This is a genomic window from Collinsella sp. AM36-4AA (genome assembly GCF_003467795.1).
GTDB lineage: Bacteria > Actinomycetota > Coriobacteriia > Coriobacteriales > Coriobacteriaceae > Collinsella.
Genome location: NZ_QSHS01000030.1, coordinates 1 through 23,455, shown reverse-complemented (window position 1 = coordinate 23,455; position 23,455 = coordinate 1). Strand labels below are relative to the sequence as shown.

Sequence of the window (23,455 nt, the reverse complement as noted above, 5' to 3'; positions counted from 1 at the left end):
AAAGGTGACGGAACAGAAGATGAGCCCGCAGGCTATCGAGGTGCGCGGTGCACGTGTCCACAATCTCAAGGACATCGATATCGATATTCCGCTGGGGAGGCTCGTGGGCATTGCCGGCGTGTCGGGCTCGGGCAAGAGCTCGCTGGCGCTGGGAGTTCTTTATGCCGAGGGCTCGCGCCGTTACCTGGAGGCGCTCAGCACCTATACTCGACGTCGCCTGACGCAGGCCGAGCACGCCCAGGTGGACGAGGTATTGCACGTACCGGCGGCACTCGCGTTGCATCAGCGTCCCAGTGTGCCAGGCGTGCGCTCGACCTTTGGTACCATGACCGAGCTCAACAACAGTCTGCGTTTGCTCTTTAGCCGCTGTGCCCATCACGTGTGCCCACATTGCGGGGCGCGTGTGGAGCCGAGCCTTAACGTGGCTGCGGGCCTGTCGCTCACGTGCCCCGCATGCGGCCGCGAGTTCTACGCGCCGAGTGCCGAGGACCTTGCCTTTAACAGCTGCGGTGCGTGCCCTACCTGCGGCGGCACCGGTGTCATGCGCGAGGTGGACGAAGCGAGCCTGGTGCCCGACGAGTCAAAGACCATCAACGAAGGCGCGGTGCTTCCCTGGGGTACGCTCATGTGGGATCTGATGAAGCAGGTAGCCGGCGAGATGGGCGTGCGCACCGACGTGCCGTTTAACCAGCTCACGCCTCAAGAGCGCGACATCGTGTTCCACGGTCCGGCGGTTAAAAAGCACATTCTCTACGTTCCCAAAAACGGCGAGGGCGCCACGCCGCTCGATTTTACCTATTACAACGCTGTCTATACCGTCGAGAATGCGCTCGCCAAGGTTAAGGACGACAAGGGCCTCAAGCGCGTGGCGCGCTTTTTGCGCGAGGGGCCATGCCGTGACTGTGGCGGCACGCGTCTCTCCGAGGCCGCACGCCATCCCCAGGTGCGCGGTATCAATCTGGCGCAGGCCGCGGCTATGACGCTGGGTGAGGCGATTGAGTGGGTGCGCGGGGTGCCCGCATCCTTGCCGGCCGAGATGCAGCCCATGGCGACGGATATCTGCGATTCGTTTTTGAGCACGGCCCGTCGACTGGTCGATCTGGGCCTCGATTACCTTCCACTCGACCGCGCCGGTGCCACGCTCTCCACGGGCGAGCGTCAGCGCGTGCAGCTCGCCCGCGTGGTGCGTAACCGATCGACGGGCGTGCTGTATGTGCTGGACGAGCCTTCGATCGGCTTGCATCCTGCCAATGTCGACGGCTTGGTGGGCGTGATGCGCGATCTGGTGGTCGACGGCAATACCGTGGTTGTTGTCGACCACGACACGCGCGTGCTGGCAGAAGCCGACTATCTGGTCGAGATGGGCCCCGTTGCGGGAGCAGGCGGCGGCCATGTAATCGCCGCCGGTACGGTATGTGAGGTCGAGCAATCGCAGGGCAGCCGCATCGCGCCGTTCTTGCGCTCGGACCCCAAGCGTCTGCGCCCGCAGGTGGCTGACGACGAAATGTTCGACCTAGGCCATATCCACATGGCGACCGATGCCATCCATACCGTCAAACCGCTCGAAGTCGATATCCCGCGCGGCCGCCTTGTCGCGGTGACGGGCGTTTCGGGTTCGGGCAAGACGACGTTGGTGCTCGAGACGCTCATCCCGGCGCTCAAGGCACAGGCAGCCGGTGAGCGCCTGCCAAGGCACGTGCGTTGGGTCGATGCCGAGGGCATCGCGCGCGCCAACCTGATTGACGCCACGCCCATCGGCGCCAACGTACGCTCGACGGTAGCGACCTATGCCGACATCCATGATGAGCTGCGCCGCGCCTTCGCCCGTACGCCCGAGGCCAAGGCGGCAGGATATAAAGCGGGTGCCTTTAGCTACAACACTGGCGCTTTGCGCTGCCCTACGTGCGATGGCACGGGCTCGATATCGCTCGACGTGCAGTTTTTGCCCGATGTCGAGATCGTCTGCCCTGCATGCCACGGCTCGCGTTATGCAGACGCGGCCTCGCATATTCATCGCGAGGGCAAGGACGGCAGCCTGCTTACGTTGCCGCAGCTCATGGATATGAGCGTGGATGAGGCCCTCGACGCCACACTGGGACTCAAGAAAGTTCAGACGCGTCTGCAGACCCTGCACGACCTGGGGCTGGGCTATCTCACACTCGGCGAGCCCACGCCGGCGCTCTCGGGCGGCGAGGCACAGCGCCTTAAGCTTGCAAGCGAGATGGGCCGTGTGCAGGACGATGCCGTATTTGTATTCGACGAACCCACGATCGGCCTGCATCCGCTCGATGTTCAGGTGCTGCTGAGCGTGTTTGATGGCCTCGTTGCCAAGGGCGCCACGGTTATCGTGATCGAACACGACCTCGACCTTATCCGTAACGCCGATTACGTGATCGACATGGGCCCGGGCGGCGGTGACGCAGGCGGACAAATCGTCTGCACCGGCACGCCGGGCGACATCGTGGCCTGCCCCGCAAGCATCACCGGCCGCTACCTATAACCGAATGTGACAAAGGGACAGTTCCTTTGTCACATTCCCGGAAAGCCTGTTTGGCGCAGGGCCTCGTAGAGGACGATGGCGGCGCTGTTAGAGAGGTTGAGAGCGCTGATGCGGTAGTCGTCCGGGTCGACGAAGTTGCCGCAGATATCCTGTCGAAGGATGGCTTCGTGGCTGTCCTCGGTATGCCCGAGCGACTCCTCGTGGGCCTCCCAGGCGTCGGCGTTTTCGAGCGAGTCGCAATCGCGCAACATGGGGATGCGCTCGCAGCGCTCGGGCGCCGCGGCAAGCAGTGGCTCGGGAATCCCCGAGCTCTCGCTGCCAAAGACCAAAAAGTCACCGTCGCGGTAGGTACTTTGCGCATAGGTGCGGCGCGCCTTTTTGGTCAGCAGATGCAGGCGTTCGTCGGCGGGGGAGAGGCCGTTGCGCGCAAGGAAATCCTCCCAGCCGGCATAGGTCGTCACGTCCAAATTTTGCCAGTAGCCCAGGCCGGCGCGACGCACCGTCTTGTCGTCGAGCGAAAACCCCAGCGGCTCCACCAGATGCAGGCGGGCGCCGGTAACCACGCAGGTGCGGCCGATATTGCCCGTATTGGCCGGAATCTCGGGCGCATACAGCACAATGTTGAACATGAATCTCCTTGGCTCAGAACGAAAAACCACCACGAAGGGCACCTTCGTGGTGGTTTGGCGGTTACGTAGGCGGAAAAATGCCCGCTTGGATAAATCTAGGCGCGGTGCCAGTCGGTCAGGCAGGCATCGAGGGAGGCGATGAGCGCATCCTTGTCCATGTGACGGCCGATGATGCACAGGCTCGTCATGCGGTCGCCCGTCTCGTCGTCCCAAATCTGCATGATCTCGGGGTTCTCGTCGATGATCTTCTGCTTCTCGCCCTCGGGCGCGGAGTCAACGAACAGACCGTTCTCCATCAGGCGCATTTGGTGGCCGGCCTGCTCGAACATGTAGCACATGTCCGGATTGCCGGTCTGCCACAGCGGACCCTTGACGCGAATGACCTCGTCGGGCCACTCCTGCTCAACAAAATCGGTGAACTTCTGCAGGTCAAACGGCTTGCGGCGCGAGTACACAAAGGTCTCGATGTCGTACTCGAGCACCTCGGGGTCGTCGTGCTCCTCGGGATGCTCCATGGCCTCGATCCAGGCGGCGGAGTTGTAGGCGCGCATAAAGTCGAAGCGGTCGGTGTCGAGCAGCTCCTCCATGGGGACCTCGCCGTTTTGGGCCTCGACAATCACGGCGTCCTTCTGCAGGCTGCGCACGATGGCCTTGAGCTCGGCGATCTGCTCAGGGCTCACGGTATCGGTCTTGTTGAGGATCAGCGTGGAGCAAAACTCGATCTGCTGGATGAGCAGGCTCTCGATGTCGTCCTCGTCGATATCCTCAGCCAGCAGGTCGCGGCCGCCGTTGAACTCGTCGTACATGCGGGCGCAGTCGACCACGGCCACGATGTTGTCGAGTGCGAGCTTGGGCTCGCCGCCCACCTTGGCCTCGTCGCAGAAGCTCGAGATGGTGTAGGCGATGGGGATAGGCTCGCAAATGCCCGAAGCCTCGATGATGATATAGTCGAACTTGCCTGAATCGGCGATGCCCTGCAGCTGGTTGGCCAGGTCGTCCGAAAGCGTGCAGCAGATGCAGCCGTTGGTGAGCGGGATGAGGTCGTCGGTCTCGGAAAGGCCGCCGTCGGCGATGAGGCTGGCGTCGACGTTGATCTCGCCGATATCGTTGACGATCACGGCAGCACGGATGCCGCCGTCGTTGGCGAGGATGTGGTTGAGCAGCGTGGTCTTGCCGGCACCGAGGTAGCCGGTAAGCATGATGATCTTCACGGGTTTGTTGGGCATGTGCCCTCCTTTGTTAGACATGGCTTACAGTTGAATCTTATGCCAAACGCCTGCTCTTATACCCACGCGCCGACAAATAACACAGGCTACTCCCAGGCTCCCCACACATCGGGACAATAGCCGACGGTGGCCTTCTTGCCGTTGCGTACGATGGGCTCGGCCAAAACCTGCTGGTTCTCGAGCAGCTTGTCGAAGCGCTGGCTGGGGGTAAGGTGCTGGATGAGCGCGAGTGTCTCCTCGTCCTTGGCTTTGGGGTTGAGCAGCTTGTCGATGCCGCCGACCGCCTGCATCACGCTCGTGAGCTCGCCCTTGCTCATCTCTTTTTCCTTAAGGTCAATAAACTGCACCTTAATGCGGCGCTCCTTAAAATAACGCTGGGCCTTCTTGGTATCGAAGGACTTCTTAGTCCCGAAAATTTGCACGTTCATATTTATGTTCCGCCGTTCTACCGAATAAAGTTGGTTCGCTCGCGATCGGCCTCGGGGGCTTCGATGCCGGCGGCCTTTCCCGCCTCGATGCAACGCAGCAGCCAGGCCATGTTTTTACCGATGTTTCGCATGGTGGCAAGGCCCTCGGCGTCCTGGGCGGCCTCGCCCGGCATGGCACCAAAGACGTTGTTCCAGTATGTGGAGGCCACCACGGGCATCTGGTTGATAGTGAAGTATTTGTTGAGTACATCGAAGGTGGTCGACGTGCCGCCGCGACGGGCGACGGCGACCGCGGCACCCGGCTTGTGCACAAAGGCCTTGCTGCCAGCATAGAATGCGCGGTCGAGAGCCGAGAGGATGCGTCCGCTGGGATGCGCATAGTAGACGGGGGAGCCAAAGACAAAGCCATCTGCCTGCTCGGCGGCAGCGATGAGCTCGTTCACCACGTCGTCGTCAAAGGTGCAGCGACCGCCAAGCTTGCCGCACTGACCGCAACCGATGCAGTCGCGGATGGGCTTGGCGCCCAGTTGGAATACCTCGCTGTCGATGCCCTCGGCTTTAAGTTGCTCGGCGACTTCGGCGAGCGCGCGAGCGGTGTTGCCGTTTGCCTTGGGGCTGCCATTGACCAAAAGAACCTTCATCACAAACTCCCTCTGCTGTCGGTGACCTCTGCAGAGGATTATCGCACGAGCGGGCAGATGGCGTGGGGCACGATGCCGGCCCCGAGGGCCCACGGCAGGCACGCTCACCAGGTACGAGCGGGATACGGTCCAGAGGATGTTGGAGTGCGGGGCCTCGTGCGAGCAGATTGTAAGGGGTCTGGGCGGGTCGCCCTCGATGGCGAGCTTTGAGGCCTTGGAAGGCGGGCTGCTGCGGCGGCTATGGTTTATACTAAGGAGGTTGCTATCGAGTAATTCATACTTGGTTTGATTCGATTGTGAATGCGTAACTAGGATGGAAAGCAAAGGAAACTCTATGGAAACAGAGGATGCTGTTTGCTTGATGACTTCGATTGCCTTGATTGTCCTTTCAATCCAATACCGAAGAGGAAGATGGCTCTGCTCAATTGCTGGATATGATGTCACAAAAAGGGAGAGCGAGATTGATATACGCCCTTACGCAAAGCTGATTTCTTCTGTGACGTTATGGATGGGGCTGCTGTTTTTCTTGTGGGCGGTAGAGGGCTGGGTACGCGATTGGAATACCAGCGTTTTTGAAGTTTTGGTTCTACTTCTGTTCAGCTTGGCCTCTTTGTCGTTCGTGCGGCTCGTTAGGTTTGTGTTTATGAGGCGATAGCCAGCGGAAGTGGCTGGACGACAAAATGGACCAATGCAGCCAATTGTCAATAGAATTTGGTAGGCTTGGCTTAACAGATTTACTCGAGGGCATATCCGTGGCGGGGGATAGGTTCTATCTTGTTGAGCACTTATTTGCATCAGGCAAAGTAAACCAAGAGTATCGAAACGGTGCCCCCGGGCCCCGGGAGGGACTGCGGGGACGTTCGGCTAACTGCGGGTACGACCTATTTGCCCAATGTGTTCGGCTGAGATCGGAAATTAACCATCATGCGCCCCATAACGCTAGTCCAGCTTGGTGCCCGGTACCTGCGGCGCCTCTTTAATCAGCGCATTGAGTTCGTTCAAAATGGAAACGGGCTGTCGGTCGACGGCGTCCAGATGAAGCGTCGCCACGCGAAGGGGCGGCTGATATTCAAATGAGCCAAGGAGCACGGGCGATCCCAAGAACCGTTCGATTTCGTCTGCAACCGCGTCGGTCTCTTCGGGATCAAGCTCGTCAAAGAGCGCCACGAACATCGGTCCGGTCGAGCGGAACAGACGACCCTTGCCGCGCGAGCAATCCATGAGGCAGGCGGCGCTTTCTGCCAAAACGCGGTCGCCTGCATCAAAGCCAAAGCGGGCATTGACCTGTGCGATTTCGTCGATTTTAATGGCGATCAAGCCTGCGTTTCGTGCCACGCGACGCATCTCGCCAATGGCGTTGACCAGGGCATGGATATCGCCCAGACCGGTCACGGAATCGGTCGTATCTGCCAAGCTTCGGTTGGTGACAATGCCCACATACATGTTGGGCTCGGTATCGGTGCCGTCCAGGCGGTAACCCGTGCAGTCGCAAAGCGCGTATTTTCCGGCGGTATTCATGACGCGATACTGCATGCAGTGGAAGTGCCACGTGCCGTTTACCACCATATCGAGCTCGGCACGTACGTTGTCGCGGTCCTCGGGGTGAACACGGGCAAGCCATATATCGAGCGAGTTGTAGGGATGCTGGGAGGGTAGGTCAAAATCGCGCACGGCATTAACCGACCATTGCGATTCGCCGGTGTCGAGGTTAATGATGAACGGATAGCGTGTCTCGGAGCTCATGGAGATCGCTTGGAACACTCGCTCGTTGCAGGGGGGTTGTTCGGTGATCGGGTGTTGCAGCGCATCGCCTTCTTCCGGTTGTTGCACACGGTACATGAGCTTGTAGCGATACATTTTGCGGTCGGCGTCCTTTGTCATCTGGCGACGCGTATCGCCTGCAAGTGGGTCGACGCGCGAGCAGCCAAAGCTAAAGCTGGCGATCATGGGCGCCTTGCCGTCCGATGTTGCCTCGATAAGATTGGCACGCGTCCGCTCCAGGCGCTGCTCGAGCTCGGCTTCGTCTGTCGTGGGGGATATAAGTACAAATTCGTCTCCACCGATACGGAACAGCAACTCATCGTGCTCCATCGTCTCGGTGAGTGCGCGGCAGATGCTCAGAATGTAGCGATTGCCCTCGGCGTGGCCAAACTTATCGTTGCAATGCTTAAGGCGGTCGATATCGATATAGGCGCAGGTGAAGGGGGTGCCTTTGCGCCAGAGCTGATCGACATGGCGGTCGAGTCCGCCACGGTTGCCAAGATTGGTGAGCGAGTCGATATAGGCGCCGTGCTCAAGCAGCTCGCGTTCTTGTTGCAGGATGGCGAGCGTTTTCTGCAGTTGCTCACCGATGGCACGCAGCTCCGGGGGCAGCGCGGCAACATCGAGCTCGGTGGTTGAGGCCCCGTTCGCAAGTCGCTGAAGATGAGCGATGATTGATTGCTCGCCCAGGCGATACGACTCGTTCATGATGGATTGCCTCCTTGGATGGAACAATGGTTTGTATCTTACTCCCAATTCGGTTTAGATTGGAGTATTAGTTAGCTCATGGGAACAAACGCTCCCCTCGACGGTGGCGTTTGCGTGCGAGCGTATTAGTTGTTGTCGCCACCATCGAGCAATGCCTCAAAATCCTCCGCCTGCATGGGGCGGTAGTAGAGGAATCCCTGAGCGTAGCGGGCGCCCATGTGGCGCAGCATGTTTGCCTGCTTGTCCGTCTCGACGCCTTCGATCACAACGGGCAGATGGAGTGACTGCGCCATCTCGAGCATTGATGAGATGATTTGCACGCTGCGGCCCTCATCGCCGTTATCGGGCACAAACGTGCGATCGAGCTTGATGACGTCGACGTTGACGTTCTTGAGCATCGCGAGCGTGGACTGGCCGGTGCCAAAATCGTCCATATAGGTCGAGAAGCCGCGGGTGTGCAGGTCGGCCGTTAGTTTATCCACGGCCTCGGACTCTCCCGTATAAGCTGTCTCGGTGATCTCGATGCGCATGAGCTCGGGCGGCAGGTTGTATTGGGCGGCGAGCGCTCCCATATGCTCGGCAACGTTGCAGGCGAGGATATCCACGCGCGACACATTAAGCGAGATCGGAACCACGCGAAGCCCCCGATTGATGCGCTCGCGCAGCCACAAGGCAACGCCCTGCCAAACATATTTGTCGAGCGTCACCACAAAACCGCTTTCTTCGAGAGCGGGGATAAAGGTGGCGGGCGAAATGAGGGAGCCATCCTTGTCGATCCAGCGCGTGAGCGCTTCGGCGCCAATGATCTCGCCGGTTTCCATGTCGACCTGGGGCTGCAGGTAGTAGGTAATACGGCCGTTGGAGAGCGCGTACTGGAATTCGGTCAGCGTGCGGTGGAACGCGATTTCGCGCTCGTACTCCTCGGGGCGGAAAATGGCAATGCGCTCCTTAAAGTCGTTTTTTGCGCGCCGATTGGTAAACATGGCCTTGGCCTGCGCATCGATGGTGATTTTCTCGTTGGAGTCGATGGGGTAGACGCCCATGGACGGCCAGAATCCCACGCCGTCATCATACTTGGCCACGGCCTGGCGAACGCGGCTATAGATCTGATGGACGGTGTCGTGTTCAAAGGGGATGAGTATGCAAAAGTCGTCTTGGCCCCAGTACCCTGCGACGCCCATGTTGGCATTCTCGATGTCCTTGAGGACCGTGCCCACATCGGCGAGCATGCGGTCGCCCTCGGCCTGTCCGTGCCATTCGTTGAACAGTCGCATGTGTCCCATATCGACGGTGGCGATACACCAGGCGCCGTTGCGCCTTGTCTCGAGAAATTCGTTGGCGCGGCGCATAAACTCGCTGGGTCGATAGAGACCCGTGAGCGAATCGATGCGTTCGGCGATGGCGCTTTTGCGCTCCACCTCGGGTATGGGGAGGCTGTCGTTGGGAACAAGCCCGCCGGCCGTGCGAATGCGACGGTCGAGTTCGCCTAAAACGGCGGCCGTTTGATTGGTCAGGTGCTCGTAAAAGGCCGGAACGACAAGACAGACGGGGGTAATGGTGTCGTCCGCGATTCGAACGGGAGCGAAAACGGCCTCTTTGAGATGTTGGATCAGTTGCTCGAATGCTTCGTGATCCAAATTGTTGCTAAGCACGACGAACTGGGCGTTGCGTGAGCGGAAGACGCGACTCCTGCCGCGAGTAATCGACAGCATGCGGCCTGCGTATTCGGCGAGCATGTTGTCGACGGCCTCGGCCCCGTAGAGCTCGTTGAGCTTTGCCGTGCCGCGAACGCGCACTGCTATAAGCCCCGTCTTGCAATGGTCGCGACGGCAGGCATCGATAGCGTTGATCAGCGTGCGCTGCATTCCGAGGCCCGTGGCGGCGTCGACGGTCTCGGCAAGCGAGTGGTTGACGAGCTCGCCGACATAGAGCGAGGGGACATTTCCGTCGCCGTCGATACGAAACCCGCGAGCACGGCCGAGGATGTAGTCGCCGGCGGCATTGCGCACGCGGTACTGCATGACGTGGCGATGTTTGGAGCCGTCATAGATTTGGTCGATGTCGTTGGTATAGGCCTCAAGGTCATCGGGATGGACACGCGTTTTCCAGTAATCGTGGCAGTTGTCTATATGCTCCGAAGGAAGACCAAGATCGCGCAAGGCGCCTTGTGACCAAAGGGTTCGATGTTTGTCCAAGTTCTCGATAAAGAAATATCGGCCTTCGTTGAGCATCGAAAGGGCGTCGAAAATGCGATCGCTTATTTCGAAGTCGTCGGTGTGGGCTTGTGCGATATTGCGTCGATCAAGGTGCACGGCATGACGTAGCTTGTAGTCGTACATGCGATGGTCGGCATCGTTCGTCAAGCGATTGGGGGCTTCGCCCAGGGCGGGGTCGGCGTGTGCCACTCCGTAGCTAAACGAGTGAGGCATCTTGGAAGCGTTGTTTTCGAGCAGCACCGTTCGGCAGTGTTCCAGACGTTCGGCAAGGTCGTCCTCGGTCGCAATCGTAGATAGGATGGCGAACTCGTCGCCCCCCAGACGAAATGCCGCCTCGTCCACCTTCATATACAGTTTGAGATAGAGGCTCACCTGCAAGATATAGCGGTTGCCCTCGTCATGTCCAAAGATGTCGTTGCAGTGCTTAAGGTTATCGATGTCGATAAACGCCATGGTCACGGGCAGTTCCTGCTCCCAGAGTTCCTCTAAGGAACGGGTAAAGCCGCCGCGGTTGCCAAGTCCGGTGAGCTCGTCGGTAAAGGCGGTCCTGATCAGATCGTCCTGACGCTCCAGAAGGTCACGGATGGTCTTTTCGAGCGTTTCGGTATTATTGCTGGCGTTATCCATACTGTAAGCGGCTTTCTGAGGTCGGGGCGGATTGCGTCGGGCGAGCTCGTTGTGCACATGCGTTGCTGCTCAACGCCTTGCGTGTTTCCAAGCCCCCGCCTTGCTGCGTCGTTGGGTTTATTTGTCGGTTCGTGCTCTCGGCTGATAACTACTGAGTAGTATAAACAAGTGTATGGAATTATGTAGGGGTGCCCATGTTGCGGGCGGCCATTATTCGCCAAACCTTGATTATCGACTTTATCCGAACACCTCCCACATTCATCCGCACATGTGCGGATGAATGTGGGAACCCGATACCCTGAGGGCCGGACCGGCCGGCCCCGGGAGATCGGAGGACGGCATGTCCGGAAAGAGGAAGAGTGGCTCCGCGAGGGCGGTCCCGAGGGCCTACGGAAGGCTCACGAGGCACGAGCGGGACACGGTCCAGAGGATGCTGGAGCGCAGGGCGTCGTGCAGGGAGATCGCGAGGGAGCTGGGCAGGTCGCCCTCGACGGTGAGCGCCGAGGTGGCGTCGCACAGATTCGTGACGGCGCCGAAGGCCAGGCGCGGCGAGCGCGTGGACGCCTCCGCCGACCTGTCGGCGGCCTGCCCGCGCCTGGCGGCGTGGCCGCGATGCTGCAACGGCTGCGGGCGGTACCGCGCGATCGGCTGCAAGCGCCGCCCCCACGTCTTCTACGAGGCCCGGGCCGCGCAGCTGTGCGCCGACTCGGTCCTCGTCTCGTCCAGGCGCGGGATAGACGCCGACGAGCCCGCCGCGGCGGCCAGGCTGGAGGCGATAAGGGACTGCCTGCGCCGGGGGCTGTCGCCCGAGCAGATGGCGGCGCGCAACGGCGGCCCGGTGGACCTGTCGCCGTCGACCATCTACCGCTGGGTCTCGGCGGGCTACGACGGCATGACCGACATGGAGCTCAGGCGCAAGGTCGGCTACAGGCCGAGGAAGCGCGCCGCGGGCCGGGCGGCGACCCGCCACTCCGCCCGCAGGTCGCATGCCGCGTTCCTCGCCCTCGGGGAGGACGCGTGCGCCGCGGCCTGGGAGATGGACACCGTCGAGGGCGCCCGGGAGGACTCCGCCTGCCTGCTCACGCTGCTGCATCGCCCCAGCAGGCTCCAGCTCGCGCTGCCGCTGGCGGAGAAGACCGCCGGGCGCGTCGCGGACGCCCTGGAGGGCGTCCGGGCGGTCCTCGGCGCCGACGGGACGCGCCGCGTGTTCCGCGCCGTGCTCACCGACAACGGCGCCGAGTTCTCCGACGAGGGCGCCATCGCGGCGCTCATCGGCGAGGGGCCGGGCGAGACGAGGCTGTTCTACTGCGACCCGAGGCGCAGCGACCAGAAGGGCGCCTGCGAGCGAAACCACGTCGAGATAAGGAAGCTGCTGCCCAAGGGCTCCGGACTCAGGTTCGACCGGCTCGCCCCGGCGGACCTGGCGCTGGCCATGTCGCACGTGAACTCCGAGCCCCGCGGCGCGCTCGGCTTCTCGACGCCCGCCCGCGCCTTCAGGGCGATGCTCGGGGAGGACGCGGCGGCGCTGCTGGACGCCTACGGCGTGGAGGACGTGGCGCTCGTCGATCTCGACCTGACGCCGGGGCTCATCGAGAGGGCGCGCGCCGAGAGGGGCGATGCCCCGCTGGCCTAGCCTAGAGGAAAAACGGAATAGACGGACCGACCGTCCGGCTGAGTCTGGGAAGAGGTGCCGGGCGGCGGGCGGAGCATGGCCACCGGACCCATCGAAACACATCTCCACCGTTCCTTCAACTGGGAAAACGGCGCCCCCGGACCCCAGGAGGGGCCGCGGGGGCGTTCGGCTAACTGCGGGAATGGCCTATCCGCTCAATGTGTTCGGCTGAGATCGGAAATCAACCATTATTCGCCAAACGGTAACGCGACGATGTTCGATGAAAATGCGACTGAGACGATATTTGTTGATGGGTATACTTGTTCCGTTTTAAAACGCAGGAACGGAGATGGTCGCATGGCACAGTCAAATATGACGAGCACGGTGGGGCTGGCGCTCGAGGGAGGCGGCTACCGCGGTATGTATACGGCGGGCGTGCTCGACGTTTGGATGGAGCACGGTTTGACCTGCGACCATATGGTGGGCGTCTCGGCGGGCGCGGCATTTGGCTACAACTTTAAATCGCGCCAGATCGGCCGCGCCATTCGCTATAACAAGGTCTATTGCACCGACAAACGCTATGCGAGCGTGACCAGCTGGCTGCGAACCGGCGATATGTTCAATGCCGATTTTGCCTATCACGAGGTGCCCATCGAGCGCGATCCCATCGACCTGGAGGCGTATCGCGCCTGCCCCATGCGGTTTACGTGCGTGTGTACCGATATCGAGACGGGCAAGGCCGTCTACCACGACCTGCCCTATGGCGACGAGCGGGATATCGAGTGGATCCGGGCATCGTCGGCGATTCCCGTGGCGACGCGTCCCGTTGCTATTGACGGGCATAAGTATCTGGATGGTGGCGTGGCCGATTCTATTCCCAGTGCATGGCTGTTTGCGCAGGGGTATGACCGCAATATCGTGGTGCTCACGCAGCCGGCGGGCTTTGTGAAGCAGCCCAACAGCGTGATGCCCATGCTGCGTCGCGTGTTCCGTCACTATCCGGAGTTTGTCGCAGCGCTTGAGCGTCGACATGAGGTCTACAATGCCACGCTCGATGACCTGGCACGTCGCGAGGCTGCCGGCGAGATCTTTGTGGTGCGGCCGAGCGAATCGGTGAAGGTGCCGTCGCTGTGTCGCGAGCCCGATGAACTTGAACGCATCTACCAGATTGGTCGCCGCGATGCGGAGGCGACCTTGCCGGCGTTGGAATCGTATCTGGCGGGGTAGGGCAAGCTGCCGTGGACTCGGCGGAAAGCGCGTCCCAGAATGAGCGCTCAGAACGGGTTACAGTTTCCCAAGCGGTGGGGTTTCGGAAAGTACGTCCCGGAATATGCGTTCAGACTGGGATGCGGTTTCCCGTTGAGCCTCTATATGGAAAGCGCATCCCGGAATGGAGGTCCAAACTGGGATGCGCTTTCCGCTATTGAAGATATGAGGCTGCGAATCAGCTGTTCGGCCTATGCCTATGCCTGCTGCCAGGTGTCGACGAGCTCCTTGGCCGCGGCGTAGGGATCATCGGCGCTGCAGACGGCGCTCACCACAAAGAAGCCGTCGACGCCGGTGGCCTTAAGCTGCGGCAGGTCGGCCGTCTTGACGCCGCCGCCCACCACGATGGGCACGGGGCTTGCCGCGTGGAGTGCGGCCAGGTCCTCAAAGCTTTTGGTGATGATAGAGCCATCGGCCGCGCGTCCGCAGTCGCGCTTGGTCTCGGTCTCGTGGAGCGGGCCGATGCCAAGGTAGTCGACCAAACTCATGTCGGCGGTCTTGACGTACTCGAGCATCTCCTCGCAACGGGCCGAAAGGCCCACGATGGCATCGGGGCCCAAAAGTTTGCGGCAGACCTCGACGGGAATATCGCTCTGGCCCACGTGCACGCCGTCGACAGCAATGCCCTGCTCGCGCGCGGTGAGTACGCAGTCCAGGCGGTCGTCGATCAGCAAAGCGACCTGACCGGTCTTGCCAGCCTGTGCGATTGCCTGCGCGGCGCCGCCGGTCAGCGCGATGATCTCGCGGGCGCTTGCCACCTTGGAGCGCACCTGGATGCAGGTAAAGCCGGCGTCGAGCGCCTGGGCCACCACATCGCCCACGGGGCGTCCGAGGGTGTTTTCGGGGCCGAGCACCAGATAGGCCGAGATATCAAGGTTGTCGCGGATGCTCATCGTGCTTCCTCCTGCTTTTTGATCTGCGCTTCCATGCGCTCGAGTTTGCCGGTCATGGTGTCGGTAAATCCAGGTCGAATATCGGCTTTGAGCACGACTTCGGTTCGGATGCCCTCGCTCGCTAACACAAAGGTCGCGTCGCGCACGACCTGCATGACCTCGTCCCAGTCGCCCTCGATCTCGGTGAACATCGAGGTGGTGCGGTTGGGAAGGCCGCTCTCGCGAATGACGCGCACGACCTCGGCGACCTCGGCGGACAGCTCGTCGCCGGTGCCGCATGGGGCGATGGCCACGGCGACGAGCGTGTTCATGCCGGCATTGGTTGCGGGTTCGGACATGGCTTATGCCTCCTCGAGCTCGAGTCGGTTGTCGGCAATATCCTGGGCGGTTGCGCGGTAGAGCTCGTCGATAAAGGCGACCTTAAAGCTTGCCGGGGCATCGGCGACGGCGGCGGCACGCGTGCCGGCAACGTTGTAGACGGCGGTGCCGCAGACTGCTGCCGTAAACGGATCGGTAGCACAGGCGTACACGGCCAGCACGCCGCCCTGCGAGCAACCGCAGCCGGTGATCTTGGACATGAGCGGGCTGCCGCCGTGGGATTTGGCCACGGTCGTGCCGTCGGTAATCAGGTCGACTTCGCCCGAGACCACAACGGCGCCGCCGGTGTAGCGAGCGAGCGCCACGGCGGCATCGCGGGCGGCGTCGACCGTGTCGGTGGTATCGACACCACGTACGCGGCTCAGATCGGCCGCCTCGCCCTCAAGACCCCACAGGCCGGCGAGCGCGATGATCTCGGAGGCGTTGCCGCGCACGATGGTGGGCTTGTACTGCTTGAGCACGCTTACCAGTTTGGTGCGCAGGCTACCGATGCCCAGACCCACCGGATCGAGCACCCAGGGCTTGCCGGCGTCGTGTGCCGCCTTGGCCGCGCGGGGAATCGTTTGCTCGTAGATGGGGAAGAGCGTGCCCATGTTGAGATAGATGGCGCCGCCGCCGGCAACGAGCGCCTCGCCCTCGTCGGGCAGATAGACCATGGCGGCCGAACCGCCCACGGCGAGCTGCGCGTTGGCGACAAAGTCGATCGTCACCGTGTTGGTGATAGAGCCGGCCATCGGATTGGTGGCTCGAATCTCCTCTACGGCCTTGACCATATGTTGCTTAAGCTGTTCCGAATCAATCACTGCACATGCCTCCTTGGCATAGAAAAGGGGCGCTGTGCATAGACAGCGCCCCTGTAAAGGCGGCATGCTCCCTACGCCAGCATTAACTGACAGGTTCAAAGGATTGGGCCCTATGCCCTCTCAGCCTTGTGGTTTGCGCCGCCGGCACTCCCGCATCGAATCTGTTGTTCCCTATACTAGCGCACCTGCCAATATGGGACAGGTTTATTTTGGCAGGTGGCAACAGGGGCGCTGCATTTTCCCAGATAAAACCTGCCAAGATAAACCTGTCCCTTATTGGCAGGTCGTTACAATAGACGGGATAAAGAATGACCGAGGGGACCTTATGATCAAACTTGTGCTGACCGATATGGACGATACGCTGATTCCTGCTGGACACGATGGCGCCAGCGACTGCGCCATCGAGGGCATTCATGCCATGCAGGCGGCGGGCCTGCATTTTGGCCCGGTTTCGGGTCGCCAGCCGTCCGCGATGAGCTGGATGTTCCGCAATCGCTCCGAGTGCTTCTCGACCGGTGCGTTTTGCAACGGCCAGGTGATGTTTGTCGATGGCGAGGCGGTTGCCTCGCGCGCAACTGATAACGATGCCCTTATGCGCCTGGCCGACTACCTGGAGCAAGAGACCGACGATACCTATTTGAAGGTCTACCGTCTGGGTGATGACTTTTGGGACAACGACGCCTATTGCGTGACAAGCGATCCCGAGCGTGTGCGTCGCGCCATGGAGTCAGGCGGCAACGCGTGGCTCAAGGGCGAAGAGGCTCCCTGTCGCCCTGTCGTTGACGATGCCCCGGTATACAAGGCGAATATCTGGAGTGCCCGTTCGCGCGAGGAGCTCGCCGAGCTGCGCGAGCGTGTTGCCGCCGAGGTGCCGGAGCTCTCGCTCGTGTTTCCCAACAACCGCGTGCGCCTGTTCGACGTTCTTCCGACCGGCTGGGACAAGGGCTGTGCTGCGCTGGAGCTGGCGCGCGCTTTGGGCCTGACGCCCGACGAGGTGGCCGTATTCGGCGATTCCGATAACGATTTGCCCATGATCGATGCCGTTCCCAATTCCGTTGCAGTCGCCAATGCCAACGAGGCCGTCACGGCTGCCGCGCGCTGGCATATCGGCGCTGCGGCAGATGATGCGGTTGCCGGGGCTCTGCATCAGATTGCCGCCTGCGCCGCGACGGGGGAGATGCCGTCGTTTATGCGTCAGATGGACGCGACGGGTTTCGACGTCACGAACGTCTAGGGAGAAAGCCATGAAGCTCCAGCAGCTCAGATATGTCGTCAAAGTTGCCGAATGCGGCAGCATCACCGAGGCCTCGCGCCGGCTCTTTGTGTCGCAGCCTTCGATTACCGCGTCAATTCGCGATCTCGAAAACGAGATGGGTGTACACATCTTTGAGCGCACCAACAAGGGCGTCATTGTGTCCGAGGAAGGCGAGACCTTCTTGGGCTACGCGCGCCAGGTGCTCGACCAGGCCGACCTGCTCGAGGGCAAGTACAAAGGCACGTCCGAGCAGGTGCCGCACTTTAGTGTGAGCTGCCAGCATTATTCCTTTGCCGTTAATGCATTTGTCGATGTGATCCGCGAGTTCGATGCCGCGCGCTACGACTTTACCCTGCGCGAGGAGCAGACCCACGAGATTATCGAGGACGTCGCGCATATGAAAAGCGAGCTCGGCATCCTGTATCTGTCGGAGCACAATCGCGAGGTCATCGAGCGCATGCTGGCGGCCAACGAGCTCGTATTCGAAGGACTCTTCTGCGCTACGCCGCATGTCTTTGTGTGCTCCGACCATCCGCTGGCGGACCACGCCAGCGTGACGCTCGAAGATCTCGAGGACTACCCGTTCCTGTCCTATGAGCAGGGCAGCTATAACTCGTTTTATTATTCCGAGGAACTGACCTCGACCTTTGAGCGTCGCAAGAATATCCGCGTGCGCGACCGTGCGACGTTGTTCAATCTGGCCATGGGCCTTAACGGCTACACGGTTTGTTCGGGCGTGATCAGCCATGAACTTAACGGCCCCGGCATTATCTCCATTCCGCTCGATGTAGACGAGTACATGGAGATCGGCATCATCACGCGCAAGAACACGACACTTACGCGCTACGGGCAGGCCTATATCGAAGCGATTCGTCAGCACATCTAGACTGCTGCGTTCTGCACGGGTCAAATCTCTTTATGGCAGTCCAAACTGATATAGGAAGCATCTATATCAAACTGTTATAAACATATATTTTACGATGGCTATATGAGCGCTCATACTCTGTCCCAGTAAAGCAACCAATGCAAAGGGAGATATCTATGAGCACTTCAATTCAACCGAACGCGCCGTTTCGCGCTGATATCGTCGGCAGCTTTCTTCGTCCGCAGGCCGTAAAGGATGCCCGCGCTGCCTATGCGGCAGGCACACTTGATGCCGAGGGGCTTAAGGCCGTCGAGGATGAGGCTATTCGCGACCTGGTGGACAAGCAAAAGGCCGCTGGCCTGCAGGTGATTACCGATGGCGAGTTTCGTCGCAGTTACTGGCACCTCGACTTTATGTGGGGGCTCAACGGCATTGAACGCCGCACCTCGCGTACGGGCTATATGTTCCACGACGAGGAGACCACGGCTGACACCGCCGTGGTGACCGGCCCCATCAGCGGCGAGAACCACCCCTTCGTCGAGCACTTTAAGTTTATCAAGGCACTCGAGGGGGAGGGTCAGGTTGCGCGCCAGACCATTCCGGCGCCGATCCAGACGTTCTCGGAGGTTACGCTCGACCGCTGCGATGGCCAGCAGGAGAGCCTGCGCGCCGTCTATAAGACCGATGAGGAACTTGCCGACGCAATTGCAGCCGCTTATCGCACGGTGATCGCCGGCCTGTACGCCGCCGGTTGTCGCAATATCCAGTTTGATGACTGCACCTGGGGCATTTACTGCGATACCGACTTTGTGTCCAAGACTGGCATGAGCCCGGTTGACCTGCAAAGGGTGAGCGAGTTGGGCGTGGCGCTCAACAACGCCGCCATCGAGGACAAGCCCGACGACCTCGTCATTAACACGCACGTGTGCCGCGGCAACTACCACTCTACCTATGCTTTCGAGGGCGGCTATGACCCCATCGCGCCGTACCTGTTTGCACATGAGGATGTCGACGCATTCTACCTGGAGTTCGATACGCCGCGCGCCGGCGGCTTTGAGCCGCTCAGCTACGTTGCCCCGGGCAAGAAGGTCGTGCTGGGCTTGGTAACCACCAAGGCGGCAGAGCTCGAGAACGAGGATGTTATCGTCGAGCGCATCCGCGAAGCCGCAAAGTACGTGCCGCTCGAGAACCTGTACCTGTCGCCCCAGTGTGGCTTTGCCAGCTGCGAGATCGGCAACAAGCTGACCGAGGACGAACAGTGGGCAAAGATTGCGCTGGTTAGGCGCATTGCCGAGCGTGTCTGGAAGTAGTGCTGCCGTTCGCAGGGGCGTCGTGGTCGGAGCGGCATGCATCGCGTACAATGGTTCGGATCGTATCGTTCGGGCAGGTAATCCGATATGCCCGGGCGCCCTTCCATTATGAAAGGACATCCATGTCCCAATCCTCGACGCCCGCCGTTGCCGATGCCATCTACGATGCGTCGTCGCTCGGTCGCCCGCGCATGTTCTTGCTCGGCCTGCAGCACCTGTTTGCCATGTTTGGCGCTACCGTGCTGGTGCCTGTGCTCACCGGCCTTTCGGTTTCGGCGACCCTTTTGTTTGCCGGCCTGGGCACGCTGCTCTTCCACTTCCTGTCGCGCGGTAAGGTGCCGGCATTTTTGGGCTCATCATTTGCCTTTATTGCCGGTTATGCCGCAATCGCGCCCAACGGCGAGGCCGAGCTTTTGCCCTACGCCTGCCTGGGCGTAGCTTGTGCCGGCCTGCTCTATCCGGTGCTGGCGGCCCTGTTTCGCGCGTTTGGTGCCAAGCGTGTTATGCGCTTCTTCCCGCCGGTAGTGACTGGCCCCATCGTCATTTCCATCGGCCTGATCTTGGCAAGCTCTGCCATCGCCAACTGCCAGACCAATTGGCTTGTTGCCGTTGTCGCTGTGGCGGTGATCGTCATCTGCAACATCTGGGGCCGTGGCATGGTCAAGATCGTGCCGATTCTGCTGGGCGTTGTGGTGAGCTATGCCGTTGCGACTGCGCTCGGCGAGGTTGATTTCTCGGGCGTCGCAGCCGCTCCCTGGGTTGGCTTGCCCGTCGTGTGGGACAACACCGTGTTTGCACTCTTTGGGCCGCAGTTCGATAGCGGTCTTGCCACGACGGCCATCATCACCATCATGCCGCTGGCATTTGCGACCATGATCGAGCATATCGGTGATATCTCGGCTATCGGCTCCACTTGCGAGCGTAACTACATCGCCGATCCCGGTCTGCATCGCACGCTGCTCGGCGACGGCCTTGCCACGATCCTGGCTTCGCTCTTTGGCGCTCCGGCCAACACCACCTATGGCGAGAACACCGGCGTGCTCGCCCTGACGCGCGTGTTCGACCCGCGCGTGATTCGCATTGCCGCGTGTTGCGCCATCGTGCTTTCGTTCTGCCCCAAGTTCGCGGCTGTCATTGCGGCCATGCCGGCATGCGTTATCGGCGGTGTGTCGCTCGTGCTCTACGGCATGATCAGCGCCGTTGGTGTACGTAACCTCATCGAGAACCAGGTTGATTTCCAAAATAACCGCAACGTGCTGGTGGCCGCCCTGGTGCTCGTGCTTTCGCTCGGCATTGCGTACAGCACTGCCGGCGCCATCGTGTTGGAGCTGGGCGGCGTGACCATTTCGCTCTCGGGCCTTGCCGTGGGATCGCTGGTGGGCATCGTGCTCAATGCCATTCTGCCCGGCAACGACTTTGAGTTTGATGTCTCCGAGCTTGAGGAGGCTGCTGAGTAACAACTGCGTCCAGCTGAATCAAAAAATGGCGCCCATGCGTACGCGCGGGCGCCATTTTTAATGCGTCAATATCCAGTGGATGCCACGCGCCATGCGCAGGTCGGTTTGGGCAAAGTGGTTGCCGGGGTTGAGTTCCAGTGTTGTGAGGATGCCGCGCTCAACGAGCAACGTTTCCATTGCGCGCGTGTCGTCAAGTACGTGCCGCATCATGCGGTTGGGCGTCTTGGTTTCCTTTTTGCCGAGCGACAGATAGACGGCCTGCGGGTTGCCGGCAAAAGGGGCCGTGCTGGCGCGATCGACAAAGTCGGGAAACCACAACGACCCCGATGCGCTTGCGGCGCGGCTAAAGGCGTCGGTTTGCCAGAGGGACCAGAGCGCGAAGAGGCCCGCGAGCGAGTAGCCGGCAATGCCGCGCCAGGTGGGCGGCTGAGGAAGCGACGACTCGGCCTCTGGGATTATCCAGTTCAACAGCTCATCGAGAAATCCGGATGCCTGGCCGCCAAAGGGCTCGGCATCGCGCACGGTTCCGTCGCATCCCCAGGGGCTCAGCTCGCGATTCCAGTTGAGGCTGCCAATGCCGACAAGCGTGAAGGGCGGGCAGTTGAGCTCTCGGCAGCGTTCATAAACCTCCGTGCCGTCGCCCATGACCACGGGAAGATAGATGACTGGTGCGCTTTCGGCATGCTGTGCATGAACGGTTATCTGCTTTTGATGCGCTTCCATGACGGGCTTCTCTCGGCGTTGTGATATCGACGGCCCCCATTGTCGCACGCCGGCTCATGCAGGTTGGGCTAGACCAAAGACAATCTCGTGCATACCCTGCGGACACATATGGAAAACGCCACCGCCGGAGGGGAGCTCGGCGGTGGCGTTGTTAAACGGTGCTGGGGCTCGGGGCCTTCGCGGGAGCTGCCATGTGCGCAGAGGCGTCTAAGAGCGCTTACGGCTCGCCATGGTGCCTGCGGCGATAGCGGCTGTTCCCGCAAGGACGGTTGCCACGATGGCCGCACCCGAGGTGTCGCCGGTTGCCGCGAGCACGCCGGTAGTCTTGGCTTTCGTGGTTGAAGCCGCAACGGCCTTGGTCGGCTTTGAGCCCTCAGGCTTGGGGTTTTGCTTGGTCTCGTCGGGCTTGGGGTCTTCCGGCTTGGCTACCTCGGGAGGTGCGATGGTCGTGCTTTTGGCGACTGCTTTGATATAGAGGGAGTCGACCGTGGCGTCGCCCGTGCCGATGGCTTGGCCTGCCTCGTAGATGCCGTCACGGAGCTTGTGATAGTCAATGACCTTTCCGCCTTCGGGCGTCTGGATGGCGGCGTTCTCAATCTTGATGGTGCCGATTGTCTTGCCGTCAGCGCTCATGGCACGGGCAAAGATTGCCGCTGTATATCCTTCGGCCGTTACCTTGCTGCGGGTGATCGAGATGACTGCGGGTGTGACGCCCTCGCTGGTCTGGGCGATGATGCCGATGTTCTCGCCTTGGGGTTCGCGCCTCGTCTCGCCATCTTGGTTTTCGCTGTAGGGGATGGGGCCGTCGCCGTTCTCGACATAGCGGGCTATGGCCTTGACAACGGAGTCGCTGATGTAGATGTGGCCACCCTTCTCGTTGGGTCGATCGTTTCTGGTGGAGAATGCAGCCGAAACCTCGCCTTCCGCAGACGCGTCCACGGTGGAGCCGTTCTTGACGACGATGTCGTCCTGGTAGGTGAAGAGGGCGATGGCGTCACCGTATCTGCCTTTACCTGCACGGACCGTCACGTTTGCATGATCGAGGGTGATGCCCTTGTGGGCATAGACGCCATATTCAACACCGTTTACGTTGAGGGAGGCGTTTGTGGCTGCGAGGCTGCCCTTGGCCTCGACGGCAGCGTCTTTCTCGGAGCTCGCCTTGACCTGGCTGCCGTCCGAGATATTGATGTTGCCGCCGCTCCAAATGGCCTCACCATCGGCTGAGCTTGCCTCGACTGTGCCGCCACCCTTGATGGTGAGGTTCTTGTCGGTTCCGATACCCTTGTCCTTGGTAGCCCTGGCGGTGACGGCCCCGCTGTCGTCAATCGTGATATTGCCGTTTGCCCTGATGCCATCCGATACGCCCGTGGCGTTGACGTTGCCCGAACCTTTGATAGCGAGATCGCCCTCGGCGTCGATGGCATCAAACCGAGCGCTCGTGGCGTTGACGGATCCGGCTCCGTCGATGTTGATATTACCCGTGGAGAGGATAGCGTCCTCAGTAGATGTCACGCTGAGCGTGCTGCCCGCGTCGCCTTGGATATTGAGCTCGGCGTTCTCATTTTTGCCATGAGAAGCCTTGATGCCTTCGATCCAGTCGGCAGTGACGATGTTGTTTCCCGAGTATTTCACGTTGAGCTTGCCTGCGGCCTGGATCTCGCCGCCGTTATAGTTGTTGAGCTTCAAGTCGTCGGCGCCGTCCCACGACCAGGTGCCGGTCTCGTCGCCCGCCGCAGTGCCGGCGTTGTATTTGGTTTCGCCGACCTTGACCCATTCCGCCGCGAGCGAGACGCTCGGCATGAGCAGCGAGCTCACCGTGAGCGCGCACACGGCGCCTACGACGATGCGGCGCGTCACGCGGCGCCAGCTGCCGTGCGCGAGTCCTATGCGACGGCGAACGTCGGGTTCGGCAACATGGGTTCCGGCGGTAGTGTCATTGCGTTTGGGGGTCGTGAACAAGGCTGCCATGGTTGCTCCCGTTCTCATAGGGCCTATACGGCTAGATTCAGCGTATCTGCTGGATGTTGCCGGCGGTAGTGCCGTTTGGAGGGCAAAATGGCCAAAATGGGGGAGAAATAGGCCGCACGCCGGCGCAGGGACCGACGCTAAAAGAAAAGCGCGGGGCCGCATTGAACTGCCTCCCATTTCTTGGACACG

19 protein-coding genes and 1 riboswitch are annotated in these 23,455 nt (G+C 60.9%); of the genes, 8 read left to right on the top strand and 11 right to left on the bottom strand.

Annotated features, from left to right (window positions below):
- The first annotated feature begins 4 nt into the window (after nt 1-4).
- Nucleotides 5-2,500, top strand: coding sequence for an excinuclease ABC subunit UvrA (locus DW850_RS08910; RefSeq protein WP_233539096.1), 2,496 nt, complete (start codon nt 5-7; stop codon nt 2,498-2,500).
- Nucleotides 2,501-2,529: 29 nt separating this feature from the next.
- Here DW850_RS08910 and DW850_RS08905 read toward each other — a convergent pair whose 3' ends face one another.
- From DW850_RS08905 to DW850_RS08890, 4 genes are all read right to left on the bottom strand, one after another.
- The gene (locus tag DW850_RS08905; protein WP_117636890.1) at nt 2,530-3,129 is read right to left on the bottom strand and encodes a tRNA (cytidine(34)-2'-O)-methyltransferase; all 600 of its coding nucleotides are present in this window, start codon (nt 3,127-3,129) and stop codon (nt 2,530-2,532) included.
- 95 nt (nt 3,130-3,224) lie between these two features.
- Nucleotides 3,225-4,355, bottom strand: coding sequence for a GTP-binding protein (locus DW850_RS08900; protein WP_055286648.1), 1,131 nt, complete (start codon nt 4,353-4,355; stop codon nt 3,225-3,227).
- Nucleotides 4,356-4,441: 86 nt separating this feature from the next.
- Nucleotides 4,442-4,783 carry an arsenate reductase family protein gene (locus DW850_RS08895; RefSeq protein ID WP_055252194.1) on the bottom strand — a complete coding sequence of 114 codons (342 nt, stop codon included), beginning with the start codon at nt 4,781-4,783 and terminating at the stop codon, nt 4,442-4,444.
- Nucleotides 4,784-4,800: 17 nt separating this feature from the next.
- Nucleotides 4,801-5,424, bottom strand: a complete 624-nt coding sequence (locus DW850_RS08890; protein ID WP_117786860.1) for a flavodoxin family protein — start codon at nt 5,422-5,424, stop codon at nt 4,801-4,803.
- Nucleotides 5,425-5,758: 334 nt separating this feature from the next.
- Between DW850_RS08890 and DW850_RS08885 the strand changes: the two genes are divergently transcribed.
- A complete protein-coding gene (locus DW850_RS08885) occupies nt 5,759-6,079 on the top strand; it encodes a DUF3784 domain-containing protein (protein WP_117635527.1) in 321 nt (106 codons plus the stop codon).
- Between the two features lie 284 nt (nt 6,080-6,363).
- Here DW850_RS08885 and DW850_RS08880 read toward each other — a convergent pair whose 3' ends face one another.
- Both DW850_RS08880 and DW850_RS08875 read right to left on the bottom strand, forming a co-directional pair.
- The gene (locus DW850_RS08880) at nt 6,364-7,893 is read right to left on the bottom strand and encodes a diguanylate cyclase domain-containing protein (protein WP_117786859.1); all 1,530 of its coding nucleotides are present in this window, start codon (nt 7,891-7,893) and stop codon (nt 6,364-6,366) included.
- 125 nt (nt 7,894-8,018) lie between these two features.
- On the bottom strand, nt 8,019-10,736 hold the full coding sequence (locus DW850_RS08875) for an EAL domain-containing protein (protein WP_117786858.1): 2,718 nt from the start codon (nt 10,734-10,736) through the stop codon (nt 8,019-8,021).
- A 280-nt stretch (nt 10,737-11,016) separates the two neighbouring features.
- On the opposite strand from DW850_RS08875, the gene DW850_RS08870 reads away from it, so the two are divergent.
- Together DW850_RS08870 and DW850_RS08865 are read left to right on the top strand one after the other, a co-directional pair.
- A complete protein-coding gene (locus DW850_RS08870) occupies nt 11,017-12,369 on the top strand; it encodes an IS30 family transposase (RefSeq protein WP_370215720.1) in 1,353 nt (450 codons plus the stop codon).
- Between the two features lie 336 nt (nt 12,370-12,705).
- The gene (locus DW850_RS08865; RefSeq protein ID WP_199575668.1) at nt 12,706-13,575 is read left to right on the top strand and encodes a patatin family protein; all 870 of its coding nucleotides are present in this window, start codon (nt 12,706-12,708) and stop codon (nt 13,573-13,575) included.
- A gap of 236 nt (nt 13,576-13,811) precedes the next feature.
- Here DW850_RS08865 and DW850_RS08860 read toward each other — a convergent pair whose 3' ends face one another.
- From DW850_RS08860 to thiM, 3 genes are read right to left on the bottom strand one after another with little or no spacing between them, the layout of a single operon-like run.
- Nucleotides 13,812-14,507, bottom strand: a complete 696-nt coding sequence (locus tag DW850_RS08860; RefSeq protein WP_117786856.1) for a thiamine phosphate synthase — start codon at nt 14,505-14,507, stop codon at nt 13,812-13,814.
- Nucleotides 14,504-14,845: a thiamine-binding protein gene (locus tag DW850_RS08855; RefSeq protein ID WP_233539095.1), complete on the bottom strand. Its 342-nt coding sequence runs from the start codon at nt 14,843-14,845 to the stop codon at nt 14,504-14,506. The genes DW850_RS08860 and DW850_RS08855 overlap by 4 nt, the downstream gene beginning before the upstream one ends.
- A gap of 3 nt (nt 14,846-14,848) precedes the next feature.
- A complete protein-coding gene (gene thiM / locus DW850_RS08850; RefSeq protein ID WP_233539094.1) occupies nt 14,849-15,688 on the bottom strand; it encodes a hydroxyethylthiazole kinase in 840 nt (279 codons plus the stop codon).
- A 51-nt stretch (nt 15,689-15,739) separates the two neighbouring features.
- A riboswitch (TPP riboswitch) is annotated at nt 15,740-15,850 on the bottom strand.
- Nucleotides 15,851-16,013: 163 nt separating this feature from the next.
- Between thiM and DW850_RS08845 the strand changes: the two genes are divergently transcribed.
- From DW850_RS08845 to DW850_RS08830, 4 genes are all read left to right on the top strand, one after another.
- Nucleotides 16,014-16,922, top strand: a complete 909-nt coding sequence (locus tag DW850_RS08845; protein ID WP_158549063.1) for an HAD-IIB family hydrolase — start codon at nt 16,014-16,016, stop codon at nt 16,920-16,922.
- A gap of 10 nt (nt 16,923-16,932) precedes the next feature.
- Nucleotides 16,933-17,829 (top strand): LysR family transcriptional regulator, encoded by an 897-nt coding sequence (locus DW850_RS08840; protein ID WP_117786855.1) that lies wholly within the window; start codon nt 16,933-16,935, stop codon nt 17,827-17,829.
- Nucleotides 17,830-17,984: 155 nt separating this feature from the next.
- Nucleotides 17,985-19,118 (top strand): 5-methyltetrahydropteroyltriglutamate--homocysteine S-methyltransferase, encoded by a 1,134-nt coding sequence (locus DW850_RS08835; RefSeq protein ID WP_233539093.1) that lies wholly within the window; start codon nt 17,985-17,987, stop codon nt 19,116-19,118.
- Nucleotides 19,119-19,240: 122 nt separating this feature from the next.
- Complete coding sequence (locus DW850_RS08830; RefSeq protein ID WP_089572925.1) at nt 19,241-20,575, top strand: uracil-xanthine permease family protein; 1,335 nt, start codon at nt 19,241-19,243, stop codon at nt 20,573-20,575.
- A 57-nt stretch (nt 20,576-20,632) separates the two neighbouring features.
- Here the strand turns inward: DW850_RS08830 and DW850_RS08825 are convergent, their stop codons facing one another.
- Nucleotides 20,633-21,298 carry an alpha/beta hydrolase gene (locus DW850_RS08825; RefSeq protein ID WP_117786853.1) on the bottom strand — a complete coding sequence of 222 codons (666 nt, stop codon included), beginning with the start codon at nt 21,296-21,298 and terminating at the stop codon, nt 20,633-20,635.
- Nucleotides 21,299-21,505: 207 nt separating this feature from the next.
- Nucleotides 21,506-23,266 carry a carbohydrate-binding domain-containing protein gene (locus DW850_RS08820; RefSeq protein ID WP_158565255.1) on the bottom strand — a complete coding sequence of 587 codons (1,761 nt, stop codon included), beginning with the start codon at nt 23,264-23,266 and terminating at the stop codon, nt 21,506-21,508.
- Nucleotides 23,267-23,455 lie beyond the last annotated feature (189 nt).

Coding starts and splice junctions, on each gene's coding strand:
- DW850_RS08845 (WP_158549063.1), top strand. CDS start 16,014: ATGATCAAACTTGTGCTGACCGATATGGACGATACGCTGATTCCTGCT.
- DW850_RS08890 (WP_117786860.1), bottom strand. CDS start 5,424: ATGAAGGTTCTTTTGGTCAATGGCAGCCCCAAGGCAAACGGCAACACC.
- DW850_RS08875 (WP_117786858.1), bottom strand. CDS start 10,736: ATGGATAACGCCAGCAATAATACCGAAACGCTCGAAAAGACCATCCGT.
- DW850_RS08860 (WP_117786856.1), bottom strand. CDS start 14,507: ATGAGCATCCGCGACAACCTTGATATCTCGGCCTATCTGGTGCTCGGC.
- DW850_RS08820 (WP_158565255.1), bottom strand. CDS start 23,266: ATGGCAGCCTTGTTCACGACCCCCAAACGCAATGACACTACCGCCGGA.
- DW850_RS08880 (WP_117786859.1), bottom strand. CDS start 7,893: ATGAACGAGTCGTATCGCCTGGGCGAGCAATCAATCATCGCTCATCTT.
- DW850_RS08870 (WP_370215720.1), top strand. CDS start 11,017: ATGTGGGAACCCGATACCCTGAGGGCCGGACCGGCCGGCCCCGGGAGA.
- DW850_RS08895 (WP_055252194.1), bottom strand. CDS start 4,783: ATGAACGTGCAAATTTTCGGGACTAAGAAGTCCTTCGATACCAAGAAG.
- DW850_RS08825 (WP_117786853.1), bottom strand. CDS start 21,298: ATGGAAGCGCATCAAAAGCAGATAACCGTTCATGCACAGCATGCCGAA.
- DW850_RS08840 (WP_117786855.1), top strand. CDS start 16,933: ATGAAGCTCCAGCAGCTCAGATATGTCGTCAAAGTTGCCGAATGCGGC.
- DW850_RS08885 (WP_117635527.1), top strand. CDS start 5,759: ATGGAAACAGAGGATGCTGTTTGCTTGATGACTTCGATTGCCTTGATT.
- DW850_RS08900 (WP_055286648.1), bottom strand. CDS start 4,355: ATGCCCAACAAACCCGTGAAGATCATCATGCTTACCGGCTACCTCGGT.
- DW850_RS08865 (WP_199575668.1), top strand. CDS start 12,706: ATGGCACAGTCAAATATGACGAGCACGGTGGGGCTGGCGCTCGAGGGA.
- DW850_RS08835 (WP_233539093.1), top strand. CDS start 17,985: ATGAGCACTTCAATTCAACCGAACGCGCCGTTTCGCGCTGATATCGTC.
- DW850_RS08905 (WP_117636890.1), bottom strand. CDS start 3,129: ATGTTCAACATTGTGCTGTATGCGCCCGAGATTCCGGCCAATACGGGC.
- DW850_RS08830 (WP_089572925.1), top strand. CDS start 19,241: ATGTCCCAATCCTCGACGCCCGCCGTTGCCGATGCCATCTACGATGCG.
- DW850_RS08855 (WP_233539095.1), bottom strand. CDS start 14,845: ATGTCCGAACCCGCAACCAATGCCGGCATGAACACGCTCGTCGCCGTG.